General features: G+C 69.5%; 10 protein-coding genes. 8 read left to right on the top strand and 2 right to left on the bottom strand.

Annotated elements, in window-relative coordinates:
* Positions 1–402: 402 nt before the first annotated feature.
* Positions 403–2,307 (top strand): long-chain fatty acid--CoA ligase, encoded by a 1,905-nt coding sequence (locus OG819_RS09965; RefSeq protein ID WP_266648998.1) that lies wholly within the window; start codon positions 403–405, stop codon positions 2,305–2,307.
* Between the two features lie 105 nt (positions 2,308–2,412).
* Here the strand turns inward: OG819_RS09965 and OG819_RS09960 are convergent, their stop codons facing one another.
* The gene (locus OG819_RS09960) at positions 2,413–2,616 is read right to left on the bottom strand and encodes a cold-shock protein (RefSeq protein WP_010986243.1); all 204 of its coding nucleotides are present in this window, start codon (positions 2,614–2,616) and stop codon (positions 2,413–2,415) included.
* A 343-nt stretch (positions 2,617–2,959) separates the two neighbouring features.
* Here OG819_RS09960 and OG819_RS09955 point away from each other — a divergent pair, with 343 nt between their 5' ends.
* The 5 genes from OG819_RS09955 to OG819_RS09935 all read left to right on the top strand — a co-directional run bounded on the left by OG819_RS09955 (position 2,960) and on the right by OG819_RS09935 (position 8,252).
* The gene (locus OG819_RS09955) at positions 2,960–3,808 is read left to right on the top strand and encodes a menaquinone biosynthetic enzyme MqnA/MqnD family protein (protein WP_266627413.1); all 849 of its coding nucleotides are present in this window, start codon (positions 2,960–2,962) and stop codon (positions 3,806–3,808) included.
* A 109-nt stretch (positions 3,809–3,917) separates the two neighbouring features.
* Positions 3,918–5,657 carry a serine/threonine-protein kinase gene (locus tag OG819_RS09950; RefSeq protein ID WP_266648996.1) on the top strand — a complete coding sequence of 580 codons (1,740 nt, stop codon included), beginning with the start codon at positions 3,918–3,920 and terminating at the stop codon, positions 5,655–5,657.
* Positions 5,658–5,659: 2 nt separating this feature from the next.
* The gene (locus OG819_RS09945; protein WP_266648994.1) at positions 5,660–6,511 is read left to right on the top strand and encodes an A24 family peptidase; all 852 of its coding nucleotides are present in this window, start codon (positions 5,660–5,662) and stop codon (positions 6,509–6,511) included.
* A gap of 72 nt (positions 6,512–6,583) precedes the next feature.
* Entirely contained in the window at positions 6,584–7,798 is a 1,215-nt protein-coding gene (mqnC, locus tag OG819_RS09940; RefSeq protein ID WP_067367507.1) for a cyclic dehypoxanthinyl futalosine synthase, read from the top strand.
* Positions 7,799–7,805: 7 nt separating this feature from the next.
* Positions 7,806–8,252 (top strand): hypothetical protein, encoded by a 447-nt coding sequence (locus OG819_RS09935; protein ID WP_266627420.1) that lies wholly within the window; start codon positions 7,806–7,808, stop codon positions 8,250–8,252.
* A gap of 388 nt (positions 8,253–8,640) precedes the next feature.
* Here OG819_RS09935 and OG819_RS09930 read toward each other — a convergent pair whose 3' ends face one another.
* On the bottom strand, positions 8,641–9,693 hold the full coding sequence (locus OG819_RS09930; protein WP_266648992.1) for a chitinase: 1,053 nt from the start codon (positions 9,691–9,693) through the stop codon (positions 8,641–8,643).
* A 307-nt stretch (positions 9,694–10,000) separates the two neighbouring features.
* Between OG819_RS09930 and OG819_RS09925 the strand changes: the two genes are divergently transcribed.
* Together OG819_RS09925 and OG819_RS09920 are read left to right on the top strand one after the other, a co-directional pair.
* On the top strand, positions 10,001–10,405 hold the full coding sequence (locus OG819_RS09925) for a hypothetical protein (RefSeq protein WP_266648990.1): 405 nt from the start codon (positions 10,001–10,003) through the stop codon (positions 10,403–10,405).
* A 20-nt stretch (positions 10,406–10,425) separates the two neighbouring features.
* On the top strand, positions 10,426–12,819 hold the full coding sequence (locus OG819_RS09920; protein WP_266648988.1) for a bifunctional polysaccharide deacetylase/glycosyltransferase family 2 protein: 2,394 nt from the start codon (positions 10,426–10,428) through the stop codon (positions 12,817–12,819).
* Position 12,820: the final 1 nt, after the last annotated feature.

The following is a 12,820-nucleotide window of genomic DNA, read 5'->3' as shown; positions in this document are numbered from 1 at the left end:
CTTCGAACTCCGCCTGCTGCGCCTCCCGGAGGGCGTCCTGCGCGTCGGGGTGACCGGCAACTGCGGTTCGGCGCGGGGGAGGTGGACGGTGAGGGAGGGCGGGGCCTGGTCATCGTGGCCCTGCTCGCCCCTGTCTGGGGCATTATCGACCGCCTTGTCGGCAAAACGGTGTGGGCGGAACTCCCGCTGGAGATTTAAGGTTTACCCGGGGTAACGCCCAGTCAACTCGCACCCCGCCCGCCCCAAACACCCACAAACTCCACACCTCGACCCCGTACGATCCCGGTCACCCCCTGCCTTGTTGAAACTCGCATGAACCCCCCACGTCCCAGGAACGTATGAGGCCTTGCACTCCCAACCCGCCTCATACCGAACGGGTCCCGGCAGCCAAGGAGCCGCCCCATGTCCAGCCAGTCCAGCCTCTACGACTCCACACCCTCCCTCGTGGAGCCCGAGATCAGGCGGCTGGACGGAGTGGTGCGCGAGGTGTCCGTGCCGCCGTTCGTCGGTCAGGTGACCCACGGCTCGCTCGCGGACATCCCGTTCGACAACGCGACCGTGGCCCCGAACGAGGCGGTCCTCAGCAGGAAGAACGCCGACGGCGACTGGGAGGACGTGACCGCCGCCGAGTTCGCCGGGCAGGTACTGGCGGTGGCGAAGGGCCTGATCGCCGAGGGCCTGGTCCCGGGCGACCGCATCGCGATCATGGCGCGGACGACGTACGAGTGGACGCTCCTGGACTTCGCGGCCTGGGCGGCGGGTCTGGTCACCGTCCCCGTCTACCCCACCTCCTCCCTCTTTCAGGTCCGCTGGATCCTCCAGGACTCGGGAGCCGTCGCCCTCGCCGCGGAGACGGTGGCGCAGGCGTCCGCGCTCGGCCCGGAACGCGACCGGATCCCCGACCTGCGGCACATGTGGGTCTTCGAGAAGGGACACCTGGACCGGCTGGCCGAGCTGGGCCAGGGCATCCCGGACCAGGAGGTCGCCGTACGCCGCGGGGTGCTCGGCCCCGACACGCTCTGCACCCTCATCTACACCTCGGGCACCACCGGCCGGCCCAAGGGCTGCGTACTCACCCACGGCAACTTCTTCGCCGAGATCGACAACGCGATCGACCTGCTCTTCCCGATCTTCAAGGCGAAGACCTCGGACGCCGCGTCGCTGCTCCTCTTCCTTCCCCTCTCCCATGTCTTCGGGCGGATGGTCGCCGTCGCCTGTCTGCGCGCGCGGGTGCGCCTGGGTCACGCGCCGAGCCTGAGCACCGACGACCTGCTCGCGGATCTGGCGAGCTTCAGACCCACCGTCCTGCTGGGCATCCCGTATGTCCTGGAGAAGGTGTTCAACACCGGCCGGGCCACGGCCGAGAAGATGGGCCGCGGGTCCTCCTTCGACCGCGCCGCGCGTATCGCGCGCAACTACGGCGAGGCGCTGGAGGCCAAGCAGCACGGCACCGGGCCGGGTCCCTCGCGCTCCCTGCGCGCCGCCCGCGCCCTCTACGACCCCCTGGTGTACCGCCGTATCCGCAACGCGCTGGGCGGAAAGGTCCGTTACGCGATCTGCGGCGGTTCCCCGCTGGGCCGCCGTCTCGCCGCGTTCTACGCGGGCGCCGGCATCGAGATCTACGAGGGCTACGGCCTGACGGAGTCCACCGCCGCCGCGACCGTCACGCCCCCGCTCAAACCCCGGCTGGGCACGGTGGGCTGGCCGCTGCCCGGCACCCGGGTCCGCATCGCCGGGGACGGCGAGATCCTGCTGAGCGGCGAACAGATCTTCCGCGGCTACTGGGACCCGAACGCGGGCGGCGTCGTCGACGCGGCACCGGACGGCTGGTTCGCGACCGGTGACATCGGCGAACTCGACGACGAGGGCTACCTCACCATCACGGGCCGCAAGAAGGAGATCCTGATCACCGCGGGCGGCAAGAGCGTGGCCCCCGCACCCCTGGAGGACTGGCTGCGGTCGCATCCGCTGATCGCCCAGTGCATCGTCCTCGGCGACCGCCGCCCCTACGTCACCGCCCTCATCACCCTCGACGAGGACGGCATCACCCACTGGCGCCAGATGATCGGCAAGCACCCCGTCCCATCGGAGCTCCTCACGGACGACCCGGAGCTGAACGGCATCCTCCAGCGCGCGATCGACGAGGCCAACAAGCTCGTCTCCCGCCCCGAGTCCATCCGTCGCTTCGCCGTCCTCCCGGGGGGCTTCACGGAAATGGCGGGCCACCTGACCCCCACCATGAAGCTCAAGCGTGCGGCGATCGAACGTGACTTCAACAAGGAGATCGAGGAGCTGTACGTGCGGTAGGGCCGCTCCGGACAAAGGCAGGAGCCCCACGACCGGCTGGCGCGGGGCTCCTTGGGTACTGCTATCCGTTCCGGATCAAAGCATTGGGCTCATGGAGCCGAAGGCTTAGAGCGGGGTGACGTTCTCCGCCTGCGGGCCCTTCGGACCCTGCGTGACGTCGAAGGAAACCGACTGGTTCTCTTCGAGAGAGCGGAATCCGCTCGCGTTGATCGCGGAGTAGTGGACGAAGACGTCCGGGCCGCCGCCTTCCTGGGCGATGAAACCAAAGCCCTTTTCGGCGTTGAACCACTTCACGGTTCCGGTAGCCATAAGCCCTCCTTGGGCCCAAAGGGTTGCCCTGCTCCAGAACCTGCGATTGTGTAAACAACTGCATACGTCTGAAAACGACGAGAGCCCGCGGTCACATGCTCCGCAGGCTCTGTACTGCAAGGGAAACCAAACTGCAACTTGCGGCGAGCCTAGCACGCAGGCAGCCGAAAGCAATAGGGGGCAAGATCACGTCACCCGGATGTTTGACCCGCATGGCGGATCGGTTGACGTCGTGGTGCCGACTTGCTGTCGCAAGGGTTGACGCAAGAGGACTGAAGGGTTTCGGAAACCACACGGGGACCCTGGGGACTGCACGCTACCGCATGGGGTCTAGCCTCGCGATGTGGACAATTACCGCACCCGGCCGCGCGTCGGCCACATCCAGTTCCTGAACTGCCTGCCCCTCTACTGGGGGCTCGCGAGAACGGGCACGCTCCTCGACTTCGAGCTCACCAAGGACACCCCGGAGAAGCTCAGCGAGCAGCTGGTGCAGGGCGACCTCGACATCGGGCCCATCACGCTCGTCGAGTTCCTCAAGCACGCCGACGAGCTGGTCGCCTTCCCGGACATCGCGGTCGGCTGCGACGGTCCGGTGATGTCCTGTGTGATCGTCTCGCAGGTCCCGCTGGACCAGCTGGACGGCGCCCGGGTCGCCCTCGGCTCCACCTCGCGTACCTCTGTCCGGCTCGCGCAGCTGCTGCTGGCCGAGAGTGTGGGCGTCCAGCCGTCCTATTACACGTGCCCGCCCGACCTCAGCCTGATGATGCAGGAGGCCGACGCCGCTGTGCTCATCGGCGACGCGGCCCTGCGGGCCAACCTCCTCGACGCCCCGAAGTTCGGCCTGGAAGTGCACGACCTCGGCTCGCTGTGGAAGGAGTGGACGGGCCTGCCGTTCGTCTTCGCCGTGTGGGCGGCCCGCCGCGACTACCTGGAGCGCGAGCCCGTCGTCACCCGCAAGGTGCACGAGGCCTTCCTCTCCTCCCGGGACCTCTCACTGGACGAGGTCTCCAAGGTCGCCGAGCAGGCGGCCCGCTGGGAGGCCTTCGACGAGCGGGTCCTGGAGCAGTACTTCACCACGCTCGACTTCCGCTTCGGCGCCCCGCAGCTCGCGGCCGTACGGGAGTTCGCCCGGCGGGTCGGCTCGACCACCGGCTTCCCGACGGACGTGAAGGTCGAACTGCTCACTCCCTGAGATCGCGAAGGTGTTCTGAACCCGCGGGGGGCGTTCGGAACCCCGCGGGGGCGTACGGAACTACCCTGCTGGGCAGTGCGTCCGTGCGTACGGGGGAGGTGGGAGCACCATGCAGCCGCTCGGAGTGGACGAACCCACGGTGGTGGGGCCCTACCGGCTGCTCGGCCGGCTGGGTTCCGGCGGCATGGGGCGGGTGTACCTGGGCCGCAGCGCGGGCGGGCGGACGGTCGCGGTCAAGATCGTGCACCCGCACTTCGCGCTCGACGAGGAGTTCCGCGCCCGCTTCCGCCGCGAGGTCGAGGCCGCGCGGCGGGTCGGCGGCGCGTGGACGGCCCCGGTCCTCGACGCGGACCCGGAGGCGTCCGTGCCCTGGGTCGCGACGGGTTACGCGGCCGGTCCCTCGCTCGCGGCGGCCGTCGCGGACGCGGGCGGTCCGCTTCCGGCGCATTCGGTACGGGTACTGGGCGCCGGCCTTGCCGAGGCGCTCACGGCGGTCCACGCGCTGGGCCTCGTCCACCGGGACGTCAAGCCCTCCAACGTCCTGCTCACCCTCGACGGCCCCCTCCTCATCGACTTCGGCATCGCCCGGGCCACCGACGGCACCGCCTCGCTCACCTCGACGGGCGTCTCCGTCGGCTCCCCCGGCTACATGTCCCCCGAGCAGATCCTCGGCAAGGCAGTCACGGGCGCGGCGGACGTCTTCTCCCTGGGCGCGGTGCTGGTCTACGCGGCGACGGGCGAGTCCCCGTTCCCCGGTGACTCCTCGGCCGCCCTCCTCTACAAGGTGGTGCACGAGGAACCCCGGCTCGGCTCGCTGGAGGGCGAGCTGCGGGAACTCGTGGCCGCCTGCCTCGCCAAGGACCCGGCCGGCCGGCCGACCCCGGGAGAGGTGGCGGCCCGGCTGGCCCCCGAGGGCGCGGCCCGGCTGGTGACCGCCGGCTGGCTGCCGGGGCCGCTGGTGGAGCAGGTCAGCCGTAGCGCGGTGCAGCTGCTCAACCTGGAGGCGGCGGAGGTGACGCCGTCCGGGCCGGTGGGGTTCAGCAGTCCTTCGGTGGGCACGGACTCCGGGGCCGCGGCGCCGCCGGCCGACGGGGTGTTCGGTCCGCCGCCGACCATGCCGCCGTACGCCATGCCGACGTACGTGCCGGGGCAGCGCGACGTCCAGGACGCGGTCGCGGCGCCGACGGTCCACCCGAGCACGTCCGATGCCCGCCCCGGTCACCGGGACGACGACCGGCGAGATCACCCGGGCAAGCTCTCCGTCAGCATGGCCGCGACCTCCGCGCCCGGTGCGAACGGCCGCGGCCGCAAGGTGAGTTGCACGCTCGCGCTGGCCGTCGCGGGAGCGCTGGCCGCGGTGACGGTGGGCTCGGTGTTCATGTTCCACCTGCTCCCGGGCGGCGGTGACGACGACACCGCCGCCGGCGGCTCCGACGCCGCGGCCAGCCCTCCGGCGGCGACACCGAGCGCCCCCGGCCCGGCCGGCGCGACGCTCGCCTCCGTGCCCGCGCACTACCTCGGCACCTGGTCGGGCGATGCCTACGCACTGAGCGGGAAGCTGCCCGCGGGCACGTTCCGGGTCACCCTCCACCAGGCCGCCGTGGGTAAGGAGCTGGGCACGTTCCGGTCGACCGACCTGATCGGCGGCATCTGTGACGACGTACTCGTCCTGAAGAAGGTCACGGACGAACAGCTCACCGCGACGAGCACCGCCAAGACGTCCAACCCCAGCACCTGCACGACGGGCAGCCACGAGGTGCGGCTGATCCCCGCCGGGGGCGACCTCAAATACGAGACGGACAACGCGGACGCGGGTGATCCGGTGGCGCGCATGTCGAAGGCCGGGTAGCCGTGGACCTCGAACTCTGGTCCGTGCGGCCGCTGTGGCTGACCGTCGTCGCCGCCCTCTGGGGTGCGGCGGCGGGGCTGCTGGTGCCGCGGGCCGCGTACCGGTTCGCGGTGGAGCCGGACGAGGCGTGGCGGACCCGGTGCCCCGACGGACACGCCCTCACGGGCGCCGCGGGCGGCTGGCTCGGCCTCGCCCGCTGCGCCGACTGCGCCCAGCACCTTCGCAACCTTCGCGCGCCGTGGTCGACGCCCGGCGACGCGGAGCCCGGTGGTGCGGGGCGCCTGCCGGGCGACGCCCCGACGGCGTACCGCTACGGCCCCGGCACCCCACTCGTCGCCCTCGCGACCGCACTTGCCTGTGCCGGTCTCGCCGTCGCCACCGGCGCCCGCCCCGAACTGGCCGTCTGGCTGCTGCTCGCCCCGCTCGGCGTGCTGCTCGCGGTCGTGGACTTCCGGGTGCAGCGCCTGCCGGACGTCCTGACCCTCCCGCTCGCGGGCCTCGCGCTGGCGCTGCTGGGCGTGATGGCCCTCGTACCGGAGCACGCGGGGCAGTGGCCGACGGCGCTGCTCGGCTCGCTCGCGCTGGGCGGCGCGTACTTCCTCCTCTTCCTCGTCAACCCGAACGGCATGGGCTTCGGGGATGTGAAGCTCGCGCTGGGAATCGGGGCCGTGCTCGGCTGGTACGGATGGGGGACCGTGGTGCTCGGGACCTTCGCCGGCTTCCTGTTCGGCGGCCTGTACGGGCTGGGGCTGGTGCTGTTGCGACGCGCGGGGCGCAAGACGTCCATCCCCTTCGGACCGTTCCTGATCGCGGGGGCGTACGTCGGGCTGCTGATCGGTGCGTACGCGGCCTGACGTCGGGTCGCGAACAGGGCTGGCGTAGGCTGGCCGAGTCCGTCCAGAACCCTTACGAAAGGGACGCTCCCGGTGACCGAGAAGGCCGACCTCACGTCTTTTGATGTCACAGCCGTCCTCGACCGTGCTGCCGCGGGTGGGCGGATCACCCCCGAAGAGGCGCTCGTCCTCTACCGCGACGCGCCGCTGCACGCCCTGGGCGCCGCCGCCGACGCGGTGCGCCGCCGCCGGTACGCGGGGACCGAGCACATCGCCACGTACATCATCGAGCGCAACATCAACTACACGAACGTGTGCGTCACGGCGTGCAAGTTCTGCGCCTTCTACGCGGCTCCCAAGGACACGGCCAAGGGCTGGACCCGCGACCTCGACGACATCCTGCGCCGCTGCGCCGAGACCGTCGAACTCGGCGGTACGCAGATCATGTTCCAGGGCGGACACCACCCGGACTACGGCGTCGAGTACTACGAGAAGCACTTCGCCGCCATCAAGGCCGCCTACCCGCAGCTGGTCATCCACTCCCTCGGCGCGTCCGAGGTCGAGCACATGGCCCGCATCTCCAAGGTGAGTGTGGAGGAGGCCATCCAGCGGATCCACACCGCCGGCCTCGACTCCTTCGCCGGCGCCGGAGCCGAACTCCTCCCGGCCCGCCCCCGCAAGGCGATCGCCCCCCTCAAGGAGTCCGGCGAGCGCTGGCTGGAGATCATGGAGACCGCGCACGGGCTGGGCGTCGAGTCGACGTCCACCATGCTCATGGGCACCGGCGAGACCAACGCCGAGCGCATCGAGCACCTGCGGATGATCCGTGACGTACAGGACCGCACGGGTGGCTTCCGCGCCTTCATCCCGTACACCTACCAGCCCGAGAACAACCACCTGAAGGGCCGCACCCAGGCCACGCTCTTCGAGTACCTGCGGATGATCGCGATCGCCCGGCTGTTCATGGACAACATCGCCCACATCCAGGGCTCCTGGCTGACCACCGGCAAGGAGGTCGGCCAGCTCTCCCTGCACTACGGCGCGGACGACCTCGGCTCGATCATGCTGGAGGAGAACGTCGTCTCCTCGGCGGGCGCCAAGCACCGATCCAACCGCATGGAGATCATCGACCTGATCCGCAAGGCCGGCCGCGTGCCCGCCCAGCGGACCACGACGTACGAGCACATCGTCGTCCACGACGACCCGGCGAACGACCCCGTCGACGAGCGGGTCATGTCCCACATCTCGTCCACCGCGATCGAGGGCGGCACGGCGCATCCCGAGCTGAAGCTGCTCGCCTCCAACTAGCGCCGCCGTGCTGACGATCCACACCGCCGACGAGCTGCGTGTCAGCCGGGACGCGGACCCGCTGAAGGGTGGCGCGGTCGCCGTGGAGGGTGACCGGGTCGCGGGCGTCGGGCCACTGGACGTGCTGCTGAAGCGTTTTCCGGGGGCGCGGGTCCGCAGCTGGCCCGGGGTCCTCGGGCCGGCGCTCGTCCATGAGGGCCCACTGCCCGAGGCACCGTCCCCACGGGAACGCGTCCACGCCGTGCTGAAGTCGGGTGCGGTGGCGGTTCTGGCGGAGTACGCCGACACGCCCGACCTCCGCGCGGCGGCCTCCCGTAACGAGGTCGCCGTACTCCCGCGTACGCGAGAGACCGCGATCGTCGACACGGGACGTGCCGACCTCGCGGTCTTCGATGCGGACGGGGTATGCGTCGCGACGGTGTGCGCGGGCCGCTTGGTACACAGACGCCGCTGAACCGTTCCTATGGACTGAGCAGGAGTGAGTCTGCTCAGCCGCACGCCCCGAACGGTCTTGGGCGTACTGGTCCCCGGCGTACTCAACCCCGGGGCGGCGACACGCATCCTGTGCGTGGTCCGGGCCCGGGAGGTCGGTTCCCTTCGCGACCTGGCCACATGGGTACGGCCAGAGGCGACGGGGAGGCCCTGAACCATCACTCCGGTGATGCAGGGGCCCCGCACGCCGACGCCGTACCCGGCGTCCCAGATCGCACGATCACGCTAACCCGGACGGCCCAGTACGCCGTAAGCCCGGAAGCCGACCATCACACGATCGAGCTAAACCGCGCTCATGCACGCTCCCCGGCGAGCAGTTGCCAACCCCCACCAACCCGCACCCGACGAACTCAGCCGGCGAACGCCTCCGCAAACGCCCCCGAACTCTGCGAAACCCCACTGCAATTGGTGGCCGCATTGTCCGAAGAAGCGTCATCACTCGAACACTGCTGATCCCGGAACGTCGACCACATCGACACCCAAGCGATCTTCTTCGACTCGGCGAACGCCCGAACCTGCGCCGCGTCCGAGAGGCTGAACGTCTCGTTGGACACGTCGTTGTCCCCGATCATCGAGGTCAACGCGAGCCCCTGCCAGGCCCCCGCACTGGACAGCCCGAAGACCTTCTCCAACTGATCATGGGTCGCCTCGGCGGACTTCTCGGCATAGTCGGCCATGTCCGCCGTGTACGAACTCCCGTAGTTCATCGTCATGATGTTGACGGTGGAGACCTGCACGGAGTTGTCGTTGGCGGACTCCAGCAGCGCCAGACCGTCCGAATCCAGCCCGGACGGCATGACGGGCAACGTGAAGGACACCGTCAGGTCGCTGCGCTCCTTCTGGAGCAGAGCGATCGCCTTGGCCCGCAGCGCGACCGACGCGGAGTCGGTCAGCGTGTCCCCCTCGATGTCGAAGTCGGCCTGGGTGGACCCGGCGGCGTCGAGCGCCGCCCCGTACGCCGCCGCGAGCGCGCTCGCGCTGTCGCAGACCTCCGCCAGCTCCTTGCCGGACGCCCCGCCGAACGAGACGCGCACGCTCGCGCCGGACTCCTTCAGCGCCGAGATCCGGGACTTCACGGCGGCCTTGTCGATGGCGTCCGTCCCGTTCCACTTGGCCGTGCAGTGGGTGCCGTCGGAGATCACGAAGGCCAGGTTGTACGTGGTCGGAGACCCTGTCGAGTCCGTCGCGGAGGCCTCCGTGGCGCTCACGTAGGGGGCGTACGAGGTGCTGGAGGAGGTGTCGGAGGCGGACGCGCTCTCGGAGGGTGCCGCACTCGCCCGTGGGGCCTGGGAGATCTGCGCGGGCGCCGAGTCCGAGGCGCCCGTATCGCCGGAAGAGCACCCCGCCGCTCCCAGAGCAAACAGGCAGGTGAGCCCGGCAGCCGGCCTCATAAAACCCCTCATTGCGTATGCACCCGCTCTCGTGATTTCTGTCTCAGGACCGAAACAAAGTGCGATTCAGGAGTTCCAAGGTGGCACATCCGAGGGGGATTCCCGAATACAGGAAGCTCATGGGTGACCCATGAGTAGCGGTGCATGAATCGGATAGATCGGGCCGCAAAATGGTGCACAAGGTAAAAATATATCGCCCGTGGGCTGCGTGGATGTTCAAGGATTCTCTCAGGGAATGGACAGCTTGGGCCAAGTTTCATGGGCGCCTCACATGAGAAACAGAGAATTGGCCACATAGAGGAGCCCTAATATCCGGGGAATGCAATCCGAGTCAGCCATCGAAAACCACAGTCAAGGGCGCGGCCGCCGCCGCAAACGCGGCAACGCGTCCGAAGACGGTCCCGTGTTCGTTGACAACTCCGGGCGCAGAGCACGTCTGCTGCGCAGGTTCGGCATGCTCGTCGGCGCCGTCTGCTTCGGTTACGCGGTCGTCCTCGGGATGGCCTTCATGGGCTGGGGCACCTCGCTGACCCCGTCCTCGCTGATCCCGTTCGGCGGCGGCCAGGCGGGCTCCGCACCCGGACGCGACCTTCAGCCGCAGGGCCGCGAGGTCCCCGCCGGCAGGCGGACCGGCACCGCGCCGTCGCGCCTGCCCCAGAGCGCGGCCCCCTCCTCGGCCGTCTCCTCGACCCCCTCCGCGTCCGCTTCCACCGGCGCCAACTGACCGGAAACGGACCCACCTCCATGACTTCGACGACGCCTCCGCGCGGACGCCGGCGCGCCCCCACCAAGATGGAACGGGCGGCCGGCAAGGCCGCGGCGCTGCAGAAACCGCGTGTGATCCTCGCCCTGCTGCTCCTGCTGGGGCTCACCAGCGTGATGCTGCTCGACGGCTATCTGCGTTCCGAGATCGGCAACGACGCGCGGGTGCGCGACGGCGCGGCCTACGACAAGGTGCCGCAGAAGATCCTCGACGGCGGTCCGCTCCTGACGTTCACGGGCGGCACGGCCAAGACCCAGTCCGTCCCGAAGAAGACCATCGTGCTCACCTTCGACGACGGTCCGACCCCGACCTGGACTCCCCAGATCCTCAAGGTGCTCGACGACAATGGCGTCGAGGGCACCTTCTTCATGGTCGGCTCGATGGTCTCCCGCTACCCGAGTGTCGTGAAGGACCTCGTGGACCAGGGCAACGAGGTCGGCATCCACACCTTCACCCACGTCGACCTCTCCTACCAGGGCACGGGCCGGCTCCAGCGCGAACTGAAGCAGACCCAGCTCGCGCTCGCGGGTGCGGCCGGGATCACGACGACGCTGTTCCGGGCCCCGTACTCCTCGGAGATCAACGCCGTCGACAACTACAGCTGGCCCGTCTACAAGGAGATCGGCAACCTCGGCTACACCAGCGTCTTCGTCGACACCGACAGCGACGACTGGAAGAAGCCGGGCGTCTCGAAGATCGTCCAGTGGGCCACGCCGAAGAACAACAAGGGTGCCGTCGTCCTCATGCACGACGCGGGCGGCGACCGCTCGGAGACGGTCAAGGCGCTCGACACGTACATCAAGAAGATGAAGGCGAAGGGGTACTCCTTCGCCACCGTCAGCGGCGCGATGGCGAAGCTGAACGGAGTGCCGAACGGTGCCGGCCGCACGGTCACCACCGGTTCCGGACAGGCCGTCGAGGCCGGGGTCGGACAGACCGGTGCCGGTGCGGGGGCCGGTGCGGGTGCAGGTACGGCCGCGGGTGGCGGCACCGGCGCGCAGGGCGAGCAGCCGGGCGGCACGCAGTCCGCGCCCGGTTCGGGCTCCGCCAGGAAGGTGAACATCGAGCAGTCCGGTCAGCAGCAAGCCACCGGCGCCACCCTCTACGAGGGCAAGGCCCTCATCTACGCGGTCGCGGTCGCCGAATGGGTCCTGCCGCTGCTCTCCTGGCTGCTGCTGGTCGTCGGCATCTCCGTCATGGGCCGCTTCGGGATGATGCTGATCCTCGCCCGCCGCCACTACGGACAGCGCAACAAGAAGCGCGGCAACGGTGGCAAGTTCAGCTGGGGGCCGACGGTCACCAGGCCGGTGACGGTGATCGTGCCCGCGTACAACGAGAAGGAGTGCATCGCCAACACGCTCCACTCGCTGGCCCAGAGCACCCATCCGATCGAGATCATCGTCGTCGACGACGGCTCCACGGACGGCACCAAGGAGATCGCCGAGTCGCTGGGCCTGCCCAACGTCCGGGTCATCCGACAGGAGAACGCGGGCAAACCGGCCGCCCTCAACAACGGGGTCCGCAACGCCAGTTACGACATCGTCGTGATGATGGACGGCGACACCGTCTTCGAGCCGGACGCCGTGCACCAGCTCGTCCAGCCCTTCGCGGACCCGGGCATCGGCGCGGTCGCGGGCAACGCCAAGGTCGGCAACCGCAACACCGTCATCGGCGCCTGGCAGCACATCGAGTACGTGATGGGCTTCAACCTCGACCGCCGCATGTACGACCTGCTGCGCTGCATGCCCACCATCCCGGGCGCGATCGGCGCGTTCCGCCGCGACGCGGTCCTCGAGGTCGGCGGCATGAGCGAGGACACGCTCGCCGAGGACACCGACATCACCATCGCGATGCACCGAGCGGGCTGGCGGGTCGTCTACCAGGAGCACGCCAAGGCCTGGACGGAGGCACCGAGTTCGCTCAAGCAGCTGTGGTCGCAGCGCTACCGCTGGTCGTACGGCACCATGCAGGCGCTGTGGAAGCACCGCAAGTCCCTGACGGACAAGGGCCCGTCGGGTCGCTTCGGCCGCATCGGCATGCCGCTCGTCGTGATCTTCCAGATCATCACCCCGGTCCTCGCGCCGCTCATCGACGTGTTCACCGTCTACTCGATGATCTTCGTGGACTTCTGGGCCTCACTACTGGCCTGGCTGGCGGTGCTGGTGGTCCAACTCGTCTGCGCCGCCTATGCGTTCCGCCTCGACCGCGAGAAGTACCGCTACCTCGCGATGCTGCCGCTGCAGCAGCTCGCCTACCGCCAGATGATGTATCTCGTCCTGATCCACTCCTCCGTGACGGCCCTGACCGGCGGTCGGCTCCGCTGGCAGAAGCTCAAGCGCACGGGTGAGGTCGGGACACCGGCAGGAGTGAGCTGAC

Origin of the sequence: Streptomyces sp. NBC_01549 (genome assembly GCF_026339955.1) — a bacterium.
In the GTDB taxonomy this organism is placed as follows: domain Bacteria; phylum Actinomycetota; class Actinomycetes; order Streptomycetales; family Streptomycetaceae; genus Streptomyces.
This window is presented reverse-complemented; position numbering and strand designations above follow the sequence as displayed.